Raw genomic sequence first — 23,799 nt, 5'->3', positions numbered from 1 at the left:
TAGTTTAGTTCTAAGTTTGGACTTTAATTTGACCTTAGCTTAGCTCTTAGTTTTGACATAAAAAATGCTGCTCAATGAGCAGCATTTTTTTATGAAACGTAAAGCAATTTAACACTTAATCACAGTTAAGCAATCCTTATGCGACTTCATAAAAATTAGGTTCGTATTCAAGCTGTGTTTGAATAATTTGATTGGCCATACGCGCGCATTTGCCACATTGATCGGCAACGCCAAGACGTTTTTTTACATCAGCCAATGAACTGTCACCTAAGCTAACAGCGGCTTTGATTTGAGAATCAGTAATGGCATGACAAAGACAAACGTACATAAAGAAAGCCTCTTCGCTCAAAAGTTTCAATGCTAAAGAAAGTAATCTAATTCTAAATGAAAACAGTTATCATTGGCAATTACTTTTTTATCTTTATATTGATCATTTTTACGACGATTTGATCAGACTCTCATTTTTAGCGGCAAAATCCCTCGTTCAGCCACTGGCTAAGGCTCCTAGATCATACCTCGAGATCAATAACCTTGAACCGGATCTACCACATACTGTAACGGCTCAGACTGATGCCATAATGCATAGTTTTGACAAAAAATATCGACGACTTGAGTTGGAAAGCTTGGAGCAGAAATATGAGGCGTGATAGTCACATTTGGACAATGCCACAGCGGGTGTTGTGGCGGCAGCGGTTCTTGCTCAAACACATCTAATATTGCATGGCGTTGTGGAAATTGGGTTAATTCGTGCTGTAAAGCGTCAAGCTCAATCGCATTACCTCGGCCAATATTAAATAACATTGCTGTTGGCTTAAGCTGTGCAAGGGTTGTGCTATTCAGTAAATGTGTTGTTTGTACAGTATTGGGCAAGACACTAACAACCACATCTGCAGCAGGCAAGTGCGTTGCCATATTGCCGATGTTATCAAGTTGATTAAACGGCTCAACAACGCTACCACGCCTATTTAAGCCGGTTACCGTCATTCCAAAATGACGGGCGGTACTGGCAATATGTTGGGCAATTGAGCCCGTGCCCAAAATCAGCATATTCAGCCCTTGTAAGCTGCAAAATGAGTTAGGTTGCCACAGTTGCTGTGTTTGTTGCTGTTGATACTGCGAATGATGGCGATAATGACTGAGTAAATAACCAAACACATATTCACTCATTAGTGGGCCAAATACACCACGGATATTAGTTAGGGTAAAGTCTTGTCTAATTTGTGGTGACATTAATGCGTCAACCCCAGCAAAGGTAGACTGTAACCATTTAAGTGTTAGTTTGTTAGTTGCTGCACTTGCCGTGTGGAGGGTTAAATAAGGTGCGGCTAAATGAGGTTCAGCAAGCCAAATATTAGCTTGCTGTACACACTGTTGTCGGTCATCGCTATGATCTAAAATGGTTAAATTAGGCAGTTGTTTTTGTGCCAATAACTCACGATATTGCTGATTATGTTGAGTGAGTAATAACAGTGTATTCGTCATAGATGTTAATCAGTCGCCTTGGCGTTAGTCAAACCAAACTAGCGAAGTGTTGGTTAAAGGTAAAGTCGTTGCTGCAATGGCTTTATCTGGATAATTACTAAAAATGCCATCAACGCCCAGTGCTTTTAATGCTTGGATATCATCACTATTGTCTACCGTGTAAACATACACCTTTGCGCCGCGACGGTGAGCATCATCAACAATGGCCTGGCTAATAAATGCCACGTCAAGATGCAACGAGTAAGCCTGTAAATCGGTGACAACTTGCGCTAAGTTTAATGGGATCCCCCCGAGTAACGGTGCTATCAATGCCTGCGGCAGGTGTTGTTTTATTTGGGCTAAATATAAGTGATTAAACGATGATATCAACAGTTGTTGGGGACTAAAACCTAGCTCGTCTAGCGCTCGTGGGTACATAGCCACAAAAGGTGCTACACAGCCTACGCCTTTGATTTCAATGTTTACAATACAATTACCCTGCGAGACGGTGTCGATACGCGCAAGTACATCCCACAAGCTAGGAATGGGTTGTCCGCCAACCGTTATGTGGGCTAAATCGGCTTTAGTGTTGAGATGAATAAGACCGTGCCCAGTCGATTTGCCTTCTAAGCGACGATCATGAAAAACCACTAATTCGCCTTCAACACAATGAACGTCTAACTCGATAGCATTCGCGCCTAATTCGATAGCTTTATCCATTGCAGCTAATGTATTTTCTGGTGCGTAGCCACTGGCGCCACGGTGAGCAAAAACAAGCATAATATTCCTTATATTAACCTCATCTCTTATCCCGAGCTGATGTTAACTGTTAACGAGCTCTGATGAGTCTTTTGAACCGTGTTTGATATGAACTTCCATTTGTGGATACGCAAGTTCAATATTGTTCTCTTTTAATTTTTGGCTAATTTGCTTATGCAAGCTATGACGAAGTGGCCAACGAACAGACATGTCTTTAGCGTACGAACGCACTTCATAATCTTGGGTGTGCTGGCCAAAACCTGCAAACCAGACTTCGGGTTCAGGAGTCGAAAGGGATAACTCACATTCACGCACAGCTTGATGCAGTAAGGTTTCGACTTTTGCGGGATCGGCATCACGCGATACCGATACGGTCACAATGACCCGAGTAATAGGATCAGATAAAGACCAGTTAACTAATTGCTCTGTAATGAATGCTTTGTTGGGCACAATGATTTCTTTACGATCCCAGTCGACAATCGTGGTGGCACGAATTTGAATTTTACTTACTGTGCCGGTGAGATCGCGAATGGTCACGGTATCGCCAATGCGGATCGGTTTTTCGAATAAAATGATCAAACCAGAGATAAAGTTCGCAAAAATCTCTTGTAAACCAAAACCTAAACCTACCGAAAGCGCTGCCACTAGCCATTGTAATTTAGACCATTCCATCCCTAGGGTTGAAAAGCCAAACAACATGCCAAAAAACACCACTAAGTAGCTGCTTATTGTAGTGATAGCAAAGCCGGTGCCAGGTGATAAGTCGAGCCGTTGTAATAGCATTAACTCGAGTAAGCCGGGGAGGTTTTTGGCGATAACCGCAGAGAACCCCACTAAAATAATGCCAAATAAAATCGACTTTAAGGTGATGGGCACTTGTTGTTCAATACCATTAACTGTGCTGCTGGTGGTCCACAAGGTGATGCCGTCTAAAAATGAAAAAACCGCTGTATGCGTTTGCGCTAAAATACCTAATAAACTGGCAAAAAAGGCTAAAATCAAAATGGATCTGACTAATCCTAGCGATTGACTCGAGATCGTTTCTAAATCAACTACAGGTTCTTCGTAAGTTTCAATCGGTTCATTGTTGAGTTCGCCCCGTTCACGTTGTGCTAGGCGCTCTGCACGTTTGGCTTTAGCGCGGTCAAAAGCAATTAAGCGGCGCTCGATGAGCATCCAACGCTTTATAAGCTGATAAGTGAGTAAAAATCCTAGTCCTAACAGTACCGATATTTGTAACTGTAATAGCAGTTGGAACGCAGTAAAATAATAACCAACACACGCCAATATAGCGCTTAATACCGGGGTGACAATGAGTATTGCCCACACAGCTTTTTGCACCACTTCAAGGTTATTCGCATTGGGTTTATTTTTACGGTATTGGCCAATCAATAACATCACATCTTTGTAGAGCACAAACAGCACCACACAAAATACGATAAACGCACCACGCCCCAGGCTGTTACGCACAAGTGAAGTTTCGAGCGCTTCTGTAAAGCCCATTAAGCCAATTAACGGGGCTGAAATCATCACAAACGATGCCATCGTTTTTTGAGCTTGTTGGACAATTTTTTTCGGGCGTCTGAAATGGCTAATTAATATGCCTTTATCGACAGTTAGTAAGTAGAAAAAACGATAAATAAGGTAGCTTATTCCTATCGCTGTCACACCAGAACCTACTGCATAAGCCACATTGTGCTCAGAGCGCATAAAAATGACTCCGGCAATAATAATCGGTAATGGTTTAATTAAGGCATAAACAATACTGATGATCAGTGTTTTGATAGTGTATTTAAATTTGTCTTGGGTAACGTTACCGACAAATACCGAGTAACGGCCAATTGCTTGGTTAAACTTAGGTGTTAGCATGTCTTGCGCCATTAAACAGCACAATAATAAGATGCCCCACCAAGCCCATAAATTGCCCTGATTAGACCAAGCTTGTTGAATAGCCTCATATTGACTCGGTTGCACTAACCATACGCTGCTTTGGCTTAAGTCAATTAACCATAAGCCTCCAATACTAGGCGCATTAGGCACCCAAAAAAGATGTTCGTTAAGGGTATTTTTTAAGGTGTTGTGCAGTTGGTTTAATTGCTCATATCCAATACGTAATTTAGCAAACTCAGCAAGGTATTGATCGTAACCTTGAAGAAGCTGCTCTATTAATATTTGCTGTGATTGTAATAACTTAACTTGTGTTTCATTGAACAGGGTACTGTTATCAAGTTGCTGGGTATTTAACGCTTGCTGCTGTTCTAACTGATAACGTTTAAGGCGTGCATCGGCCAGTTCTGTTTGCAGTTTATCTAAGCTTGGTGGTTTGGGTAACGACTGCAACATTTGTAAAAAGCGATCACCAAAAGCGGAGTTGGTTTTAACCCAGGTAATTTGCTCAAGCACATTCGACAGCTGAGCATTTTGAGATTGGTAGCGTTTTTCAATCCGTTGTTGACGTTCTACGACCGAATTGTGATTGCTGGTTAAACTTTGCAATTGCTGCGCATATTGCTGATTTGTTTTGCTTAACTCTTGCGATAACGGGTCGGCTAACTCTTGCTCATCAATTAAGTTATTGGCAATGGTGTCGGCTGTTTGTTGCTGACGATATTCAATATTGTGTTTATTAATTAATTCAATAAAGCTTTCTTGTTGGCTTAAGGACAGTCGATTAACTTGTTGCTGAAGCTGGGTTATTTCCAGTTGCTTTGGGTTGGCTAAACGCTCAGCTTGCAGAGTCGCAATATGTTGAGTCAGCAGCTCAGCTTGTAACTTATTACGTTTACCAAGAGGTGTGTCTGCTGGTGCTTGCTGAGTTTTATTGTGTTGGGTTAATGCATTTTCGGCTTGAACAATTAAGTCGGGTAACTGAATTTGACGCTGAGTAATTAATCGTAACTGTTGGTTTAAGTACGACTCGGTTTCTTTTAATTCTGACAGGTGAAAATACGCCATCGATGCTTGCTGATTAAGGTCAATATCGGCGTCGAGTTTAAGCGTAGTTTGCGCGTCGCGTAATTGTTGATTGAGCGACAGTTTAGTTTCGTTGTTTGAACGCTCAACGTTATTGTAAGTTTGTTGTTCAATTTGCAGCTCGTTAATACTGCTTTCGAGCTCAGCAATCTGTGTTTGAATATCAAGTGGCTGATTATCAGTTTGAGTATTCAAACCAAGACGTTTGTCTAGGGTGATAGGCGTGTTGGCATAAGTCGATGCCGACATGATGTTGATAATAATAAAACACAGTAAAAAAGACGCTAAACGTAACATAATACTAGGCTCAAATTGGAGTCTGGCAATGGTAACAAATTTACTTAATTATATTCTATTTTTTTGGTGTTGCAGTAGGCGATAACACAGGGCTTTTGTTTGAATTGATATGAAATAAAGTCATGTTTAACAAGTGGCTAAAAAATAAAGCCGTATTTTAACAAAATACGGCTTTATGAGCAGTCGCTCGGTAAGGCTTATTTAGCGCTACTTATTCTTCATCCGATTCAGCGTCTGTTAATGCTTGAGTCAATTTCGCAAATGGTTGACCCATGCGAGTTGTCTCACCGGGTTCAACACCGTCGGCAAAGGTTTCAATTGCATCTTGTGCAAACAACATCACCACAGTGCTGCCGAGTTTAAAACGACCCATTTCAGCGCCTTTTTCTAAGGTTAATGCCTCTGGACCTGTGGTTGGGTAATCCCAACTGAAGACTTGTTTGCCGCCTGGTGGGGTGACCGTGCCTGCCCAAATGGTTTCAATACTGGCAACAATTGTTGCACCAACTAATACCATCGCCAGTGGACCTGATTCGGTTTCAAAAATAGCTACTACACGTTCGTTACGCGCAAATAATCCCGGTACATTCTGAGCGGTTAATGGATTAACCGAAAACAGATCGCCTGGCACGTAGGTCATTTTAGACAAGGTGCCAGTGATTGGCATATGAATGCGGTGGTAGTCTTTTGGCGCTAAATAAATGGTAGCAAAGTCGCCGCCATCAAAACGCGCTGCATCAGCCTTAATGCCACCAAGCAGTGCTTCAGATGTATAGCTGTGGCCTTTTGCTTGAAATATATTGCCAGCTTCAATCGGGCCGCATTGGCTAACCGCACCGTCAACAGGATGAGCCATAATATGGTCATCTTGGTTAATTGGGCGTAATTCTGGTTTTAATGCGCGGGTAAAAAAGTCATTAAAAGTTTTGTAAGCTTCGGGCTCGGGTTGCTTCGCTTCTGACATATCAATTTTATATTGTTTGATAAACCATTTAATGGCCGCCGTCGTCATCGCCCCAGCTTTTGCAGCCGCAAACTTACCCACTAAACGTGACAGAAAATGTTTTGGCAGCATGTATTGCAAAGCAATTTTAAATGAGTCCAATGTGTTTCCCTTTTTATTTTCTTGTTGATTCATATTCGTCATCTTCGATTATATATTATTCATCAATGGCACGAAAATGTCGTGCATGACGTTGTTCATCTAAACTGGCAATAATACGATGATAGTTGCTAAATCTGTCTTGGGTAATCTTTCCTGCTTCTAGTGCATCACGCAGTGCGCAGCCGGGATCGTCACCGTGTTTACAGTCTCGGAATTTACACGTACCCAAAAACTCTCTAAATTCGATGAAGCACCAACCCACACGTGTCGCGTCTAAATGCCACAGCGCGAACTCACGCACACCAGGAGAGTCAATTAAGTCGCCGCCACTTTTAAAGTGCAGTAACTTGGCTGTGGTGGTGGTGTGTTGACCTAAACCTGAGTTGCCAGATACATCACCTATTAATAACTCTGCCTCAGGCATTAACGCATTGATCAGTGATGATTTACCAACACCGGATTGACCCGCAAATACACTGACTTTTTCATTAAGCAGCGCTTTTATGTCTTCAACGCCTTCACCGGTATGGCTACTGACTCTGTAAACAGGATAACCAATGGCTTCATAACGGGCGAGTGCTTGCTCTATTTCGTCACGGTTTTCATCATTTAATAAATCGATTTTATTTAAAATAATGATAGGCGGTATATCCGTGTCTTCACTGGCAACCAGATAGCGATCGATAATTTGTGTCGTGAAACTAGGTAAAACGGATGACACAATTAAAATTTGATCGATATTAGAGGCGATAATTTTAACGCCATCATAAAGATCGGGTCGAGTGAGTGATGACTTACGAGGATGGACAGCTTCAACAATACCACCGATACTTGAACTGGCTTGTACTTCGGTAGCGAGTCTTACGATGACATTGTCGCCAGTCACTAAACTGGTTACAGCACGACGAATGTTACAGCGAGATACCTTACCGTCAGTTGTTTCAATGTCGGCATGTTGGCCAAAACGCGAAATCACTACTCCCGATTGTTCAGGGCCTAATAAATTGTCCTGTAATTCAGGCGCGTCATTATTATCGCTTCGTTTTAGTCGCTTAGTCTGATTCGCACGCATACGGCGTAATTGACCTTGGCTTAGGGGTTTCTTTTTACTCACAGGCTTATCTTCATCAAATAGGTGTTTTTTTGTGTCTCAAAAAAACAGTATGATACACACTCTTTTATAAAAAAGCCTGAATTAAGGCGATAGATAACATAAGGCGACATAAATGGCTGCTGATACGAATAACCTGATTTGGGTTGATTTAGAAATGACGGGTTTAGAACCTGATGTCGATAGAGTCATTGAAATTGCTACCCTAGTGACTGATCAAGAACTCAATATCATTGCCCAAGGCCCTGTATTGGCAATTTATCAAACTGATGCAGTGCTAGCAGGTATGGACGACTGGAATCAAAAACACCATGGTGAGTCTGGTCTAATTGACCGTGTACGCGCCAGTCAATGTTCAGAACAAGATGCGATTAAGCAAACCATTGAGTTCTTAGCCCACTATGTACCTAAAGGTGCATCGCCTATGTGTGGTAACAGCATTGGCCAAGATCGCCGTTTTTTAAATAAATACATGTTAGAGCTAGAAGAGTATTTCCATTATCGCAATATCGATGTGAGCACAGTTAAAGAGCTCGTGCGCCGTTGGAAGCCTGAAACCATGAATGGCTTTAGCAAGAAAAATACCCACCAAGCACTCGAAGATATTAAAGAGTCGATTGCAGAATTGCAGTTTTATCGCAAAGAAGTATTTAAAATTTAACCAATCGAACAATTTTTTTTAAAAAGGGGGTTGCAGCATAGTAAAATTTACCTATAATGCGGCCTCAACTTTCTACAGAGCGCCAAACTCTGAATAATAGAAAGTTGAAATGAAATTTGAAAATTTGAAATGCGACATTAGCTCAGTTGGCATAGGTTGAAAGACGATACCTTGTTGACTGTTACAAATGAAGCACACAGTACGCGACATTAGCTCAGTTGGTAGAGCGATACCTTGCCAAGGTATAGGTCATCAGTTCGAACCTGATATGTCGCTCCAAATTTCAGATGATGCGAGCTAGACTCAGTTGGTAGAGCGATACCTTGCCAAGCTAAAAGAGATAACAGCGTCATCGGTTCGAACCTCTCTTTGTTTAAAAGAAAGTTCGCTCCAAATTTCAGATAATTTTGATATGCGACATTAGCTCAGTTGGTAGAGCGATACCTTGCCAAGGTATAGGTCATCAGTTCGAACCTGATATGTCGCTCCAAATTACAAATGCTTTTTGATTTGCGACATTAACTCAGTTGAGTTAATTGTAAGAGTTGATACCAATCTTTTTTGCTAAGGTATAGGTCATCAGTTCGAACCTGATATGTCGCTCCAAATTACAAATGCTTTTTGATTTGCGACATTAGCTCAGTTGAGTTAATTGTAAGAGTTGATACCAATCTTTTTTGCTAAGGTATAGGTCATCAGTTCGAACTTCTCTTTATTTAGAGAAGATAGCTCCAAATTACAATATGATTTAGATATGCGACATTAGCTCAGTTGGTAGAGCGATACCTTGCCAAGGTATAGGTCATCAGTTCGAACCTGATATGTCGCTCCAAATCACCTTTCTTACTCCAAATCTCTCTTATTGTTTCAACATACCATACTCTAAAATCTCTAGCTTCAAAGTTATCAAATTTTGCGATTTGCAATATTAGCTCAGTTGCGCTCTTAGAAAATGCGATACCTTTTTGTTTGCCAAGCTAGAAGTCATAAAGCGGTCATCAGTTCGAACCTCTCTTTGTTTGTTAAAAGATATGTCGCTCCAAATCACTTTTCTTACTCCAAATCAATCTTATTGTTTTAAAATCCCACCCTCTAAAATCTCTATCTTCAAAGCTATTCAATTTTGCGATTTGCAATATTAGCTCAGTTGCGCCCTTAAAAATGCGATACCTTTATGTTTGCCAAGCTAGAAGTGATAACAGCGTCATCAGTTTGAACCTCTTTTTGTAAAAGAAAGGTCGATCCAAATCAATCTTCAATTCAGAAACGCCTGCTTACATGTCTATTTACTCCATATTCCAAGACCCAAGAGTTATACCAAATTTCTGCTGCATATTCGTCTGCAACATTTCTTCAGTTGTTATTTATTGCTTTCAGATGTGAAGAAAAATACTGTGCAATCAACAAAACGCGTGATCTATCGCTCACTTCTTCATGAATCTCTAAATTAGAAGCCTTTGGAGAATGAAAAACATGACATTGCTCAAGTAATTTGTGCTCGAAATCTTTGATAATCAATTCAAGATAATTTTTTAAGCTGTTAGAGCTTTAAACGAGGTAAGTGCTATGCGTATTCAACAATTGAGCGAACTACTTGATTATGTGGCCAAATGTCATCTCGATATGGAGAAGTTGTATAAGCGCTTAGATCGTAATGCTGACTCATCTCGCGTTAAAATGATGCTGACATATTTTCAACAACATCAGAGACATATCTACGAGACACTAGAGAGTTACATAGAAGATGCGCCATCTAGAATTTTAAATACCTGGTATAAAGACATTACTTTTGAAGACTTTAGTAAACGTTGTGCTGAAGCATCTCTGCCAGCCAATATGCATGAAGACCAGGTGCTCGAGTTACATCTTGATCTCGAAAACCGTTTGATTGCATTACTTGAAAAAACGGCAAATAGTAGCCCAACTGAAGAAATTAAGAGCACATTAATGGATTTAGTCCGTGTGGCACAAACGCAGCAAAAACGTCTTGTTCATAGCACAATTCGTATGGATGACATTTAATCGACGCATTGATAATTTGAAATAACTTCCTGAAGTGTGAATTCGCCAGCTATCCCCAATAGCTGGTTTTTTTTATTAACAAAAAATAACCGCCATAACAGTGGGAGTTAACCCATAACTTCTGGTATATTTAGCATTCTTGTAACTCTTTTTTACGGAAGCTGACTTTACACATGACATCCCTGTTTAAAACCCTTGAAAATGAACAAGCTACTGTTGCGCTAGGGCAACAAATTGCGCAGTGGATGATGCCTCCATTAACCCTTTACCTTACGGGTGATTTAGGGGCAGGCAAAACGACGTTTAGCCGAGGGATTATTCAAAGCTTAGGTCATCAAGGCGCTGTAAAAAGTCCAACCTACACCTTGGTTGAGCCTTACGAGTTTGCAAATATGGATGTATTCCATTTTGACTTGTATCGTTTGAGCGATCCTGAAGAGTTGGAGTTTATGGGTATTCGAGATTACTTTACTGACAGAAGTGTGTGCTTAGTAGAGTGGCCAGATAATGGTCACGGCTTGTTACCTAAGGCTGACATCCATTTGCATTTACGTTATAAAGAATCTCAAAGAGAAATCGAATTACAAGCCTTATCCCCTGCTGGGCAGGCCATTTTAAATAAAATTAAATAAAATAATAATGAATTTTAAACATACGTTTTTTACCTGTGTAGTAACCACGCTAGTGCTTTTGTTGCCTAATACCAGTTGGGCAGCAAATCAACTTGATAGCGTGCGTATTTGGGCTGCGCCTGAATCAACACGAGTGGTGTTTGATTTAACTCAAGCTCCCAAATATGACAGCTTTAGTTTAACGGGCCCTCATCGTTTAGTGGTTGATATCCAAGATGCTGGCTCAAAAATAAATTTAGATAAAATTGCCAATAACAGCAGTATTATTAAAAAGATACGTTTTAGCACTCCGCCTAAAAAGGGCATGCTACGTTTAGTGATGGATTTAACCAAACCGGTTAAATCGAGTTTGTTTACCCTTCCTCCTACCGCACCTTATGGCAATCGTTTAGTTGTCGATTTAGAAGATGCTGCTGGTAGTTCATCGAATACGCAACCGTCTGTGAGTCGTTCTGCAAATCCGTCTTCTCGAAATATTATTGTTGCTATCGATGCTGGTCATGGCGGTGAAGACCCTGGTTCTATCGGTCCCTCAGGCATGCACGAAAAACGTGTGGTGCTCGAAATCGCTAAACGCTTGGCTCGTAAAGTGGACTCTACACCGGGTATGCGTGCTGTCATGACGCGCAGCGGTGATTATTTTGTGAATTTAAACAAACGTTCTGAGCTTGCGCGCAACAGTAAAGCTGACTTATTAATTTCAATCCATGCTGATGCCTTTACTTCTCCGCAACCTCGTGGCGCGTCGGTGTGGGTGTTATCTATGCGCCGTGCAAACAGCGAAATTGGTCGATGGTTAGAGCAAAAAGAAAAACACTCGGAGTTATTGGGCGGTGCTGGTGAGATTATTCAAAACTCTGACAGCGAACAGTATCTTGCGATGACGTTACTGGATATGTCGATGAACAGCTCAATGGCAATTAGTCATTCTGTTGCCGGTGATATTTTACGAGACCTAGATTCAATTACGCATTTGCATAAGAGAAAACCTGAATCAGCCAGTTTTGCAGTGCTTAAGTCGCCAGACATTCCGTCAATTTTGGTCGAAACTGGCTTTATTTCTAATCCTGGTGAAGAACGCTTATTGTCTAACGGTAATCACCAAGAGAAGCTTGCTAATGCCATTTATAAAGGCGTGTTGCGTTACTTTGAGAATAACCCGCCTGCTGATACCTTAATGGCCAAAACGACGAGTTCGTCTAATACCAAGCACAGTGTAAAGCGTGGTGAATCGTTATCGATTATTGCACAGCGTTATAGGGTGTCTGTGAGCAGCCTTAAACGAGCCAATAATTTAAAATCTGATGTGGTGCGCATTGGCCAAACACTGGTAATCCCTAGGGCTTAACATGGCTATTCAACTACTCCCACCACAATTAGCTAACCAAATAGCTGCTGGCGAAGTAGTTGAACGGCCTGCGTCTGTGGTTAAAGAACTGGTAGAGAACAGTTTAGATGCCGGAGCGACCCGTGTTGATATAGATATTGATAAAGGCGGCAGTAAGCTCATCCGTATCCGTGACAACGGCGCTGGTATTGCCAAGGACGAATTGGCCTTGGCGCTGTCTCGACATGCTACCTCTAAAGTGCATACTCTGGACGACTTAGAAGCCATTCTTAGTTTTGGATTTCGTGGTGAAGCATTAGCCAGTATTAGTTCCGTTTCTCGATTAACATTGACGTCAAAAACCGCTGAGCAATCTGAAGCTTGGCAAGCCTATGCCGAAGGTTCGCAAATGGATGTCAAAGTGACGCCGGCTGCGCATCCACAAGGTTCTACTATCGAAGTAGTGGATTTATTTTTTAATACACCCGCACGTCGTCGATTTCTTAAAAGCGATAAAACTGAGTTTACTCATATTGATGAATGGCTAAAGCGGATAGCCATTGCTCGTAGTGATATTCATTTTGCACTCACGCACAATGGTAAATTAGTGCGCCAATATCGTCCGGCAAACACCGAAATCCAGACTCAACAACGCCTTGCTCAAATCTGTGGTCGCGCATTTGCCGAGCAAGCGTTAAGTATTGCGTGTGAACATGATGGATTATCGTTAAGTGGTTACCTACAATCACCTCATGATAGCGTGATAACCGATACCAGCTTTTTCTATGTAAATGGCAGATTAGTCAGAGACCGTTTGGTTAATCATGCAGTAAAACAAGCATTCGCAGAGCATGGTATCGATCATCAACCCGGCTATGTGCTGATGTTAGCGCTTGACCCACATCAAGTGGATGTTAATGTGCATCCCGCGAAACATGAGGTGCGGTTTCATCAATCTCGTTATGTACATGATTTTATTTTACAAGCGATACAGTCGGCATTATTACAAATGCCGCAATTGGTGTTAACCGAGGCGCTAACAGAGCCTGAACCGCATGAAGCTGTCCACAATGCTGCAATGCATGAACCGGCAATCACATCGGCAACAGATGATATTTTTACAAAGACAAAGGCAGATTTATTCACACCAGCTGCTCAGCGGCCGATAAATAGTGCCAGCCCTTTTGGTACAATGCATGTTCCGGGTAAGAATGGTGCGTCTTTTGGTGGTTCTTCAGCTGCAGTTAAGCCAAGTTATGATAAAAAGCCTATAGCAAACGCTTCAACAGGGATAACCAAAACTGCCATTGCTAATTATGGGCAATTATTACAAACCCCTGCTGGCCATTATGAAAAACACGTTAGTGAAGTCAGTTTACAAACGAGTATGCCACCTTTACTTTCAGGTGCTCATTGGGTTATTTGCCAAGACGATACCTTGTCATTATTACCATTTAAAGTGGTATTGTTTGCGGTGAGAAAAGCTGAAATCATTGCAAAATTAGCTAATGGTTTAGTGTCACAACCCTTACTGATGCCAATTGCGATTGCTGTCGACCCGGATTGGAGTGAAACATTATCAGCACGTGATCAATTACTGCGTCAAATGGGTATTGAACTAAGTATTCGCTATCAGCAGTTGATAATTAAAAAAGTGCCCCCATATTTGAGGGAGAGCCAATTAGCAATTGTTATCCCTGAGTTTTTACAATGGATAGCGCTAGAGCAGCCAAACGACAGCGCGATAGCGGACTGGTTAGCGAAACAAAGCCTAGTGCAATTTGAGTCTGCGCAAAGTGTTTGGCAGCAGTTTTGTTCATTAGACGATACAATAAAACAAACAGTTTATGCTCAGGCTACTGATTTACCTTGGCAAACTTGGATGAAAGATAATTAACGTGAACACTATCAACCGGCCGAAAGTGATATTTTTGATGGGGCCTACGGCGTCAGGCAAAACGGCATTGGCTATCGACATGGCCACACAGCATGACTGTGAAATTATTTCAGTTGATTCAGCGTTAATTTATCGTGGTATGGATGTTGGCTCTGCTAAGCCTTCAGCACAAGAATTGGCCTTAGCGCCGCACAGATTGATTGATATTCTCGATCCAAGCGAAAGCTATTCTGCCGCAGATTTCCGCCGCGATGCACTTGTGGCCATAGAAGATATTATTGCTCGTGGTAAAACACCGTTACTTGTAGGTGGTACCATGATGTATTTTAAGGCATTGTTAGAAGGATTATCGCCTTTACCCAGTGCCGATGAAGCTATCAGACAACAGATTTTGTTGCAGGCAGAAAACCAAGGTTGGGACGCATTACACCAAGAGTTGTGTCGTATTGACCCTGTAGCTGGGGAGCGTATTCATCCAAATGATCCGCAACGTTTGTCGCGTGCTTTGGAAGTTTACCGTATAAGCGGCAAAACGATGACAGAGTTAACGAAGACTAAGTCGGCTGCTTTGCCGTATGATGTAGTACAATTTGCTATTGCACCGACTGACAGAAAAGTATTACATGATTTAATCGCTAAGCGGTTTAATATCATGCTTGAACAAGGTTTTATCGATGAAGTCACGCGTTTAAAAGCACGTGGAGACTTGCATTTAGAGATGCCATCAATGCGCTGTGTCGGTTACAGACAGTGTTGGCAATACCTTGATAATGAATTTGATCATGCGACTATGGTCGAAAAAGCTACCGCAGCCACTAGGCAATTGGCCAAACGTCAATTAACATGGTTGAGGAGTTGGCCTGATTTACAGTGGCTTGAAAGTGGTGTAGAAGGGAATTTAGTTACGCTTATGCGACAAAGCCGCTAGCTTATTAGCCGTTGCTGTATAATACTAAAACTAAACAATAAAACTTAATTCAACATATTTATAAAATAAAAAAGGAAATTGAAAATGGCTAAGGGGCAATCTTTACAAGACCCATTTTTGAACGCATTGCGTCGAGAGCGTGTACCAGTCTCTATCTATTTAGTGAATGGTATTAAGTTACAAGGCCAGGTTGAATCTTTCGATCAATTTGTGATCTTACTTAAAAATACTGTGAGCCAAATGGTTTACAAACACGCTATTTCTACCGTAGTACCAGCACGCCCATTTAATGTTTCTGCTCATCAGGGTACTGCCCATGGTGAAGAAAGCGATGCTGAATAATTGAAAAGGAATATAATTTTTGTTTGATCGTTATGAAGCGGGTGAAACAGCTGTATTAGTTCACATAGACTTTTCTGACGAAGAGCGTCGAGAAGATCTAATTGAATTACAGTTGTTAGTTGAATCTGCTGGTGCTCGCTCTGTTGGAGTGATTACTGGCAGCAGACGCTCTCCGGACCGAAAGTTTTTTATTGGTTCCGGTAAAGCAGAAGAACTTGCTGCTATGGTCGCTGCAACTGAAGCCAATGTAGTGATTTTTAATCATGCTTTGAGCCCTGCTCAAGAACGTAATCTTGAAGTTGTGTGTCAGTGCCGAGTTTTAGATCGAACTACGTTGATTCTTGATATTTTTGCTCAACGAGCGAGAACTCATGAAGGTAAGATGCAAGTGGAGCTAGCGCAATTGCGCCACATGTCAACGCGCTTAATTCGTGGTTGGACTCACTTAGAAAGGCAAAAAGGTGGTATCGGGATGCGCGGGCCGGGTGAAACCCAGCTTGAAACAGACCGTCGTTTACTTCGTGGGCGAATTAAAAACATTAATCGTCGTCTCGATAAAGTAGACAAACAACGCGAGCAAAGTCGTCGTGCACGTAAGCGAAGTGACTTAGCCACAGTATCATTGGTGGGATATACCAACGCGGGTAAATCAACGTTGTTTAATTCGCTGACGTCTTCGGATGTGTATGCAGCCGATCAGTTGTTTGCCACATTAGATCCGACATTGCGTAAATTAGCGCTACCTGACGGAGCTGTGATTTTAGCCGATACCGTGGGGTTTATTCGTCATCTACCGCATGACTTAGTGGCGGCGTTTAAGGCCACATTGCAAGAAACTCGTCAAGCAGAAATATTGCTACATGTTGTTGATTGTGCTGATGAAAACATGACAGAAAATTTTGACCAAGTACAACGCGTACTGGAAGAAATTGATGCTGATGAAATCACTCAATTAGTGGTTTGTAATAAAATTGACCTACTTGAAGATTTTGCGCCTCGTATTGACTACGGTGAAGACGGAAAACCTGAGCGAGTATGGGTTTCTGCGCAAAAACGCATTGGATTTGATTTGCTGCTGAAAGCCATTACCGAGTTAATCGGTGAGGTTATCCGCGAGCTTACATTGAAAATACCTGCATCAGCAGGACATTATCTTGGCCAGTTTTATCGACTGGATGCAATACAGCAGAAAGACTATGACGATCTGGGGAACTGTATTTTATCTGTTCGTTTATCGGATGCCAATTGGCGCCGATTAGCTAAACAGAGTCAGGGGGAATTAGAGGCATTTATTTTTGAACCTTCAGAAATAGACGTCACTTGTTAATCTCATTTATTTCATCCAATTATGGAGTGCTAAATGGCTTGGAATGAGCCCGGTAACAAGGGTAATAAAGACCCTTGGGGAAATAAAGGTGGTAACGATAAAGGGCCACCGGATCTCGACGAAGTTTTTCGTAACTTATCAAAACGTTTTGGTGGTAAAGGCGGTAACTCCGCATCTGGCCAACCATTCAACTCATCGATATTGATTGTAATCGCTGTTATTGCCTTAATTATTTGGGGCTTATCGGGATTATATACAGTCAAAGAAGCTGAGCGCGGCGTGTTACTTCGTTTTGGTCAACACATTGGTGAAGTGAGCTCTGGTTTACACTGGAAAGCCACTTTTATTGATGAAGTGTATACCGTAGACGTAGAAACGTTCCGTTCGATTCCTGCTTCTGGCAGTATGTTGACGTCCGATGAAAACGTAGTAAAAGTCGAATTAGTGGTTCAGTACAGTGTATCTGACGCGTATTCGTACTTATTTAGTGCAGTTGAAGCTAACGAAAGTTTACGTGAAGCGACAGACAGTGCATTACGTTACGTGATTGGTCATAACCGCATGGATGACATTCTAACGACTGGCCGTGATGCGATTCGTCGTGACACCTGGAAAGAGTTAGAGCGTATCATTGAACCTTATAAACTAGGTTTACAGATCCGCGACGTTAACTTTTTACCTGCCCGTCCACCTGAAGAAGTGAAAGATGCATTTGATGATGCAATTTCTGCTCAGGAAGATGAACAGCGCTTTATCCGTGAAGCTGAAGCTTATGCTCGTGAAATTGAACCAAAAGCTCGTGGTCAAGTTGAACGTATGGCGCAACAAGCTAATGCATATAAACAACGTGAAGTGTTAGAAGCTCAAGGTAAAGTTGCTCGTTTTGAAAAGCTATTACCAGAGTACAACGCTGCGCCTGCAGTAACACGTAATCGTTTATATTTAGATGCGATGCAAGCGGTCATGTCTGATACGAACAAAGTGTTAATTGATGCTAAAAATAATGGCAACTTGATGTACTTGCCTTTGGATAAGTTAATGGATGCGTCTAAAAGCTCGCGCCAAGAAGCTGAGCCAGAAGCTGAACGTCATGTTAACTCAGTATCAAACACCGGCGTAAATACACCGATCACTAGCATGTCGTCTGATGGACGTCTCAGCCGCGAAGAGCGTCTTCGCCAAGGGAGGAACTAATCATGGGTAGATTTGCTCTGATCATTTTGATTGTCATCTTAGGCGTTGGTTTTTCATCTTTAATGGTGGTTAACGAAGGCGAACGTGCAATCGTTGCTCGCTTTGGTAAAGTCCTGAAAGACGATGACGTGACTAAAGTGTTTGCTCCAGGTTTACACTTTAAGCTACCCGTTGTTGATAAAGTGCGATACCTAGATGCGCGTATTCAAACATTAGACGGCGCAGCCGATCGTTTTGTGACTTCTGAAAAGAAAGACTTAATGGTTGATTCGTATGTTAAGTGGCGTATTCATGATTTTGAAAAGTATTATCTTTCTACCAACGGCGGTATTAAAGCCAATGCAGAAAGCTTATTACAAGCCAAAATCAATAACGATTTACGTACTGAGTTTGGTCGCCGTACGATTAAAGAAATCGTATCCGGTAAGCGTGACGAGTTGCAAACCGATGCACTACAAAATGCATCTGAAAGCGCTGAAAACTTAGGTATTGAAGTTGTTGACGTACGAGTTAAGCAAATTAACTTACCTGCTAATGTGAGTAACAGTATTTACCAACGTATGCGTGCTGAACGTCAAGCTGTGGCGAAAGAGCATCGTGCACAAGGTAAAGAACAAGCTGAAATTATTCGCGCAACGATTGATGCTAACGTAACAGTGAAGATTGCTGAAGCTGAACGTAAAGCCCTTACCGTACGTGGTGAAGGTGATGCACTTGCTGCCAAGATTTACGCTGATACTTACAGCAAAGATGCTGAGTTTTATAACTTTTTACGCAGTTTAGAAGCCTATAAAGAAAGTTTTGCAGGTAAAAACGACGTGATGGTGTTAGAGCCAGAAGGTGATTTCTTTAAGTACATGAAATCGTCTAGCGGTAAATAATCGTTAATTAGCTTTAGTGCAAAAAAGACAAAAAGCTCAGTTAATACTGAGCTTTTTTGTATCTGCAATTCAAATTCAGTTTTTCGAAAAATCCCTTTCTTTAGTATCAGATGACTACTTTTTACTGTTTTTAGATTAAAACGTATATAAGCAGTTGATTAGGTATAGGAATAAATCAAACTATTTTATAAGTTAATATCGATAAGATTGTTAAAAAGATGCTGATTTATATGCTATTTTGAAAAAAATGTTAATATCCTCAACTTAGATGCGTGTTTTCACTATGATCTAGTTCTAATTTTTCGCTATAATGAGCACCGCCTCAAACTATGATTTTAGCGTTTTACCATTATGGTCGCTAAAGTATTGAAATATAAAAATTCCAACACCCTCTGGGAGATAAGTGGATGAGCAATGCGCCAGTCGATACCGGACGTCGCAGATTCCTGACAGCCGCAACCGCCGTAGTAGGTGGTGCTGGTGCCGTCGCTGTAGCGGTTCCTTTCATCAAGTCATGGAATCCGAGCGCCAAGGCGAAAGCTGCAGGTGCGCCGGTCGAAGTAAATATTAGTAAAGTAGAACCAGGTCAGTTAATTCGTGTCGAATGGCGCGGAAAACCGGTTTGGGTCGTTCGTCGTACAGAAGCTGTATTAGAGAATCTTAAATCTTTAGACGGTCAATTACGCGATCCTGCTTCTGAAGAAATGCAGCAACCAGAATATGCAACTAACCCTGCACGTTCTATTAAGCCTGAATTCTTCATTGCAGTCGGTATCTGTACTCACTTAGGTTGTTCACCAACTTATTTGCCCGATTCATTCGGTGAGCAGGTTGAAGGTGTACCATCTGGTTTCTTCTGTCCTTGTCACGGTTCTAAATTCGACATGGCCGGTCGTGTGTTCCAGGGTGTTCCAGCACCATTGAACCTCGTTATCCCGCCACACAAATATGTCGATGACGCTACCGTGATTATCGGTGAAGACACAGGAGCGGCGTAATGGTTAAGAATATTATTGATTGGATTGATGCGCGCATCCCAATGACGGCAACTTATAACCGTCACGTGGGCCAATATGCGACACCAAAGAATTTCAACTTTTGGTATTTCTTTGGTTCATTAGCGCTATTAGTTTTAGTTAACCAGTTACTTACGGGTATTTGGTTAACCATGAATTACGTACCAACAGCAGAAGGCGCATTTGCTTCTGTTGAGTACATCATGCGTGATGTTGAGTACGGTTGGTTATTACGTTATATGCACTCAACGGGTGCATCGGCGTTTTTCTTTGTTATCTATATGCACATGTTCCGCGGATTAATCTACGGTTCCTATCAAAAACCAAGAGAGCTGTTATGGCTGTTTGGTATGTTGATTTTCCTTGTGCTAATGGCTGAAGCATTCATGGGTTACTTGCTACCTTGGGGACAAATGTCTTACTGGGGCGCACAGGTAATTATCTCTTTGTTTGGCGCTATCCCTATCATTGGTGATGACCTAACATTGTGGATCCGTGGTGACTACGTTATTTCGGGTGCAACGCTAAACCGTTTCTTTGCATTACACGTTATTGCGCTGCCACTTGTGTTAGTTGTATTAGTGTTCTTACACTTAATTGCACTGCATGAAGTTGGCTCAAATAACCCTGATGGTGTTGAGATTAAAAAGAACAAAGATGAGAACGGTTGGCCTGTTGATGCTATTCCATTCCACCCTTATTACACCGTAAAAGATATTATGGGTGTAGCGGGCTTCTTAATTGTGTTCTGTTATGTGTTGTTCTTCATGCCTGAAGGCGGTGGATACTTCCTTGAAAAGCCAAACTTTGAAGCGGCTAACCCAATGAAAACTCCAGAACACATTGCGCCAGTTTGGTACTTCACACCTTTCTATGCCATTTTACGTGCTATCCCTGATAAGTTAGTGGGTGTTATTGGTATGGGTCTGTCAATTGCAGTGTTATTTATTCTGCCTTGGCTTGACCGTTGTAAAGTGAAGTCTATTCGCTATCGCAGCACGATCCACAAGATCAACATTGCTCAGTTTACTGTGTCGTTCATTATTCTTGGTTATTTAGGTGTGGTTCCTGCAACGCCTGAGTTAACTATTGCGGCACGTATTTTCACTTTCACTTACTTTGCTTTCTTCGTAGCCTTATGGGTTTACAGTAAAAATGAGAAAACAAAAGAAGTCCCAACGAGGGTGACACACTAATGAAAAAGTTATTAATTGCATTAGTTACATTGTTGCCATCTTTGGCGATGGCAGCGAGTGGACACAATGTTCACTTAGAAAGTGCTAACGTTGACTTGCATGATAAAGAGTCGCTAGTGCGTGGTGTTGATTTATTTCAACACTACTGTTCTGGTTGTCATAGCACTCAATACCAGCGTTACGAACGTGTTGCTACAGATCTCGGTATTTCTACCGATGATATGCGTAGTAAGTACATTCTTAACAATGCAAAAATTGGCGATTTAATGGAAAACGCAATTCCTACCGCCGATGCTGCTAAATGGTTTGGTGCTGCGCCTCCAGATTTAACATTGGTTGCTCGTGTACGTGGTGAAGATTGGGTATATTCATACCTTAAAGGTTTTTATGCTGATGAGACTCGTCCATTTGGTGTAAATAACACAGTGTTCCCATTAGTGGGTATGCCTCATGTATTACAAGACTTACAAGGTCTTGCAGTAAAACAAGAAGACGGCACTTTTGTTACCACTGGTGGCAAAATGACGGCAGAAGAGTATGACCAAGCAGTTCGTGATATCACGGGTTTCTTAGTTTACTCAGCTGAACCTGTACAGTTAGAGCGTAAAGCTCTTGGTATGTGGGTACTTGGATTCTTGTTTATTTTCTTCATCATTGCGTATTTGTTGAAGAAAGAGTACTGGAAAGATGTACACTAGCTAGCAATAACGGTTATTATACATTATCCGCATATTGTAAACGGGGGGCTTAGCCCCTCGTTTGTTTTGTTTTTTTTAGATTCTGGAGAGTATCAATGGCTGTTGCTGCCAACAAGCGCTCTATCATGACACTTTTTTCTGGTGCCGATGATTTATATAGTCACCAAGTACGTATCGTATTGGCTGAAAAAGGGGTTACCGTTGATGTTTTGCAGGTAGACCCAAGTGAAATGCCTGAAGATTTACTTGAAGTTAATCCATACAACTCAGTACCGACCTTAGTTGATCGCGAATTAGTATTGTATGAATCTCGTATTATTATGGAATACTTGGATGAGCGTTTTCCGCATCCTCCATTAATGCCTGTTTACCCGGTATCTCGTGGTCAAAGCCGTTTGATGATGCACAGAATCGACACCGACTGGTATGCGCTTGTTGAGCGTATCCGTAAAGGTGAAAAAGCTGATGCAGCGCGTAAAGAGTTAACTGAAAGCTTAGTTGCTTTAGCGCCGGTATTTGCAGAAATGCCATATTTCATGAGCGAAGAATTTGGTTTGTCTGATTGCTACTTAGGCCCATTATTATGGCGCTTACCAGTATTAGGGATTAACTTAGACCCTCGTACAGCAAAAGAAATCAATGCTTATATGACTCGTATTTTTGAGCGCGAATCGTTTAAAGCGTCATTAACTGAGCCTGAGCGCGAAATGCGCATGGGAATGTAATGAAACCAATAACACCTAATCGTCCGTATTTATTGCGCGCTTATTATGAATGGTTGATGGATAACCATTTAACACCGCATGTAGTCGTGGACGCTTTTGTTAAAGGTACTCAAGTTCCGCAGCAATTTGTTAAAGACGGTCAAATCGTATTAAACATTGCAACTGGAGCTGTGGCAAATCTTCATATGACTAATGATGCCGTAGAGTTTAATGCACGTTTTGGTGGTGTACCACAAAATGTGTTTTTACCTATGGCCTCTATCGTAGCCATTTATGCACGTGAAAACGGTGCAGGTACGGTGTTTGATATGGAAGATGCTTACATGATTGAAGATGAGCATGATGAGCTTTTATCAGTGCCATCTTCGATTAAGTCTGTTGAAGAGCCTACAACTGCGCCTAAAACAACTAAGTCGAGCAGTTCAGACGATAAAGCGAAACGCAGAAGTCACCTAACCGTGGTTAAGTAATTATCCATGTTAGGACATAAAACCAGTCGCAAGGCTGGTTTTTTTTAAGCTAAAAAAAGTGACGAGTATCGATAATGTTATTGATGATTGATAATTATGATTCATTTACGTTTAACCTGGTTCAGTATTTTCAAACACTGGAGCAAGCGATCATCGTTAAACGCAATGACGACATTACTCTTGAACAAATTGAAGCATTAGCGCCTAGCCATTTAGTGATTTCACCCGGCCCTTGCACCCCAAACGAAGCGGGTATATCACTTGCTGCAATCGCCCATTTTGCCGGGAAAATTCCAATTTTAGGGGTGTGTTTAGGTCATCAAGCGATAGCGCAAGTCTTTGGTGCTAATGTGATCCGTGCTAAGCGTGTGATGCATGGTAAAACCAGTTTAATACAACATAATCAACAAGGCTTATTTTCTGAGCTAGCACTACCTTTACAAGTTACCCGTTACCATTCACTGCTCATTGACAGTATTCCCAAGGGATTTGAACTCGATGCTTGGTATGATGATCCGATCCACGGTCGTGAAATTATGGCCATGAGTAATCAGTCGTTAGGTATATACAGCGTACAGTTTCATCCAGAATCGATTTTAACCCAGCAAGGCCATGAGTTACTGGCTAACTTTTTACGTGCGTAATCTATCGTTATATCAATAAGCATACACTTCAAGTTTTTGATATGTTGAGCGTATTTTATGTTACAACTTCAGACATTCACCCCCGGTCAATCTTACGTATAATATGCTATAAATAGCGCTTAAAAATAATAAA

Annotated in this window: 22 protein-coding genes and 4 tRNA genes; 20 read left to right on the top strand and 6 right to left on the bottom strand. The window is 41.5% G+C overall.

The features are described from left to right. Window positions 1–136: 136 nt before the first annotated feature. The 6 genes from AC19MV_RS05470 to rsgA all read right to left on the bottom strand — a co-directional run bounded on the left by AC19MV_RS05470 (window position 137) and on the right by rsgA (window position 7,709). Window positions 137–328 (bottom strand): bacterioferritin-associated ferredoxin, encoded by a 192-nt coding sequence (locus AC19MV_RS05470; RefSeq protein WP_160052643.1) that lies wholly within the window; start codon window positions 326–328, stop codon window positions 137–139. Window positions 329–522: 194 nt separating this feature from the next. Then, the gene (locus AC19MV_RS05465) at window positions 523–1,482 is read right to left on the bottom strand and encodes a D-2-hydroxyacid dehydrogenase (protein WP_498306196.1); all 960 of its coding nucleotides are present in this window, start codon (window positions 1,480–1,482) and stop codon (window positions 523–525) included. A gap of 24 nt (window positions 1,483–1,506) precedes the next feature. Further along, complete coding sequence (locus tag AC19MV_RS05460) at window positions 1,507–2,241, bottom strand: glycerophosphodiester phosphodiesterase (RefSeq protein ID WP_498306194.1); 735 nt, start codon at window positions 2,239–2,241, stop codon at window positions 1,507–1,509. Between the two features lie 42 nt (window positions 2,242–2,283). After that, on the bottom strand, window positions 2,284–5,490 hold the full coding sequence (locus AC19MV_RS05455) for a mechanosensitive ion channel domain-containing protein (protein WP_498306192.1): 3,207 nt from the start codon (window positions 5,488–5,490) through the stop codon (window positions 2,284–2,286). 211 nt (window positions 5,491–5,701) lie between these two features. After that, entirely contained in the window at window positions 5,702–6,595 is an 894-nt protein-coding gene (gene asd, locus AC19MV_RS05450; RefSeq protein ID WP_498306190.1) for an archaetidylserine decarboxylase, read from the bottom strand. 55 nt (window positions 6,596–6,650) lie between these two features. Next, complete coding sequence (gene rsgA / locus AC19MV_RS05445) at window positions 6,651–7,709, bottom strand: small ribosomal subunit biogenesis GTPase RsgA (RefSeq protein WP_432399975.1); 1,059 nt, start codon at window positions 7,707–7,709, stop codon at window positions 6,651–6,653. Between the two features lie 112 nt (window positions 7,710–7,821). Between rsgA and orn the strand changes: the two genes are divergently transcribed. The 20 genes from orn to AC19MV_RS05345 all read left to right on the top strand — a co-directional run bounded on the left by orn (window position 7,822) and on the right by AC19MV_RS05345 (window position 23,666). Further along, complete coding sequence (gene orn, locus AC19MV_RS05440; RefSeq protein WP_498306188.1) at window positions 7,822–8,367, top strand: oligoribonuclease; 546 nt, start codon at window positions 7,822–7,824, stop codon at window positions 8,365–8,367. 203 nt (window positions 8,368–8,570) lie between these two features. After that, a tRNA-Gly gene (locus tag AC19MV_RS05435) sits at window positions 8,571–8,646 on the top strand. A gap of 135 nt (window positions 8,647–8,781) precedes the next feature. Further along, window positions 8,782–8,857, top strand: a tRNA-Gly gene (locus AC19MV_RS05430). A 22-nt stretch (window positions 8,858–8,879) separates the two neighbouring features. Beyond that, window positions 8,880–8,973, top strand: a tRNA-OTHER gene (locus AC19MV_RS05425). 150 nt (window positions 8,974–9,123) lie between these two features. Continuing rightward, window positions 9,124–9,199 (top strand) — tRNA-Gly (locus tag AC19MV_RS05420). Between the two features lie 734 nt (window positions 9,200–9,933). Next, complete coding sequence (locus AC19MV_RS05415; protein ID WP_432399973.1) at window positions 9,934–10,389, top strand: hypothetical protein; 456 nt, start codon at window positions 9,934–9,936, stop codon at window positions 10,387–10,389. A 173-nt stretch (window positions 10,390–10,562) separates the two neighbouring features. Then, on the top strand, window positions 10,563–11,021 hold the full coding sequence (gene tsaE / locus AC19MV_RS05410; protein ID WP_432399972.1) for a tRNA (adenosine(37)-N6)-threonylcarbamoyltransferase complex ATPase subunit type 1 TsaE: 459 nt from the start codon (window positions 10,563–10,565) through the stop codon (window positions 11,019–11,021). A 7-nt stretch (window positions 11,022–11,028) separates the two neighbouring features. Beyond that, window positions 11,029–12,369 carry an N-acetylmuramoyl-L-alanine amidase gene (locus AC19MV_RS05405; protein ID WP_498306186.1) on the top strand — a complete coding sequence of 447 codons (1,341 nt, stop codon included), beginning with the start codon at window positions 11,029–11,031 and terminating at the stop codon, window positions 12,367–12,369. Between the two features lies 1 nt (window position 12,370). Next, window positions 12,371–14,245 carry a DNA mismatch repair endonuclease MutL gene (gene mutL, locus AC19MV_RS05400; protein ID WP_498306184.1) on the top strand — a complete coding sequence of 625 codons (1,875 nt, stop codon included), beginning with the start codon at window positions 12,371–12,373 and terminating at the stop codon, window positions 14,243–14,245. Between the two features lies 1 nt (window position 14,246). Beyond that, entirely contained in the window at window positions 14,247–15,173 is a 927-nt protein-coding gene (gene miaA, locus AC19MV_RS05395) for a tRNA (adenosine(37)-N6)-dimethylallyltransferase MiaA (protein ID WP_498306182.1), read from the top strand. Window positions 15,174–15,257: 84 nt separating this feature from the next. Continuing rightward, a complete protein-coding gene (gene hfq / locus AC19MV_RS05390; RefSeq protein WP_011638750.1) occupies window positions 15,258–15,515 on the top strand; it encodes an RNA chaperone Hfq in 258 nt (85 codons plus the stop codon). A gap of 19 nt (window positions 15,516–15,534) precedes the next feature. Continuing rightward, entirely contained in the window at window positions 15,535–16,842 is a 1,308-nt protein-coding gene (gene hflX, locus AC19MV_RS05385; protein WP_432399968.1) for a ribosome rescue GTPase HflX, read from the top strand. 33 nt (window positions 16,843–16,875) lie between these two features. Next, complete coding sequence (gene hflK, locus AC19MV_RS05380; RefSeq protein ID WP_432399967.1) at window positions 16,876–18,036, top strand: FtsH protease activity modulator HflK; 1,161 nt, start codon at window positions 16,876–16,878, stop codon at window positions 18,034–18,036. 2 nt (window positions 18,037–18,038) lie between these two features. Further along, window positions 18,039–18,917 carry a protease modulator HflC gene (gene hflC, locus AC19MV_RS05375; protein ID WP_432399966.1) on the top strand — a complete coding sequence of 293 codons (879 nt, stop codon included), beginning with the start codon at window positions 18,039–18,041 and terminating at the stop codon, window positions 18,915–18,917. 407 nt (window positions 18,918–19,324) lie between these two features. Then, complete coding sequence (petA, locus tag AC19MV_RS05370) at window positions 19,325–19,915, top strand: ubiquinol-cytochrome c reductase iron-sulfur subunit (RefSeq protein WP_432399964.1); 591 nt, start codon at window positions 19,325–19,327, stop codon at window positions 19,913–19,915. Continuing rightward, the gene (locus tag AC19MV_RS05365; RefSeq protein ID WP_498296659.1) at window positions 19,915–21,129 is read left to right on the top strand and encodes a cytochrome b; all 1,215 of its coding nucleotides are present in this window, start codon (window positions 19,915–19,917) and stop codon (window positions 21,127–21,129) included. Before petA ends, AC19MV_RS05365 begins: the two co-directional genes overlap by 1 nt. Next, window positions 21,129–21,827 carry a cytochrome c1 gene (locus AC19MV_RS05360; RefSeq protein ID WP_498296658.1) on the top strand — a complete coding sequence of 233 codons (699 nt, stop codon included), beginning with the start codon at window positions 21,129–21,131 and terminating at the stop codon, window positions 21,825–21,827. Before AC19MV_RS05365 ends, AC19MV_RS05360 begins: the two co-directional genes overlap by 1 nt. Before the next feature lie 95 nt (window positions 21,828–21,922). Further along, window positions 21,923–22,552 (top strand): stringent starvation protein SspA, encoded by a 630-nt coding sequence (gene sspA / locus AC19MV_RS05355; protein WP_432399958.1) that lies wholly within the window; start codon window positions 21,923–21,925, stop codon window positions 22,550–22,552. Then, window positions 22,552–23,022 carry a ClpXP protease specificity-enhancing factor gene (locus tag AC19MV_RS05350; protein ID WP_498306180.1) on the top strand — a complete coding sequence of 157 codons (471 nt, stop codon included), beginning with the start codon at window positions 22,552–22,554 and terminating at the stop codon, window positions 23,020–23,022. Before sspA ends, AC19MV_RS05350 begins: the two co-directional genes overlap by 1 nt. A 74-nt stretch (window positions 23,023–23,096) precedes the next feature. Further along, on the top strand, window positions 23,097–23,666 hold the full coding sequence (locus tag AC19MV_RS05345) for an anthranilate synthase component II (protein WP_498306178.1): 570 nt from the start codon (window positions 23,097–23,099) through the stop codon (window positions 23,664–23,666). Window positions 23,667–23,799 lie beyond the last annotated feature (133 nt).

Source organism: Shewanella sp. MF05913 (assembly GCF_059758095.1).
The sequence above is the reverse complement of the archived record's forward strand: the minus strand, read 5'-3'. Positions and strand labels throughout refer to the sequence as shown.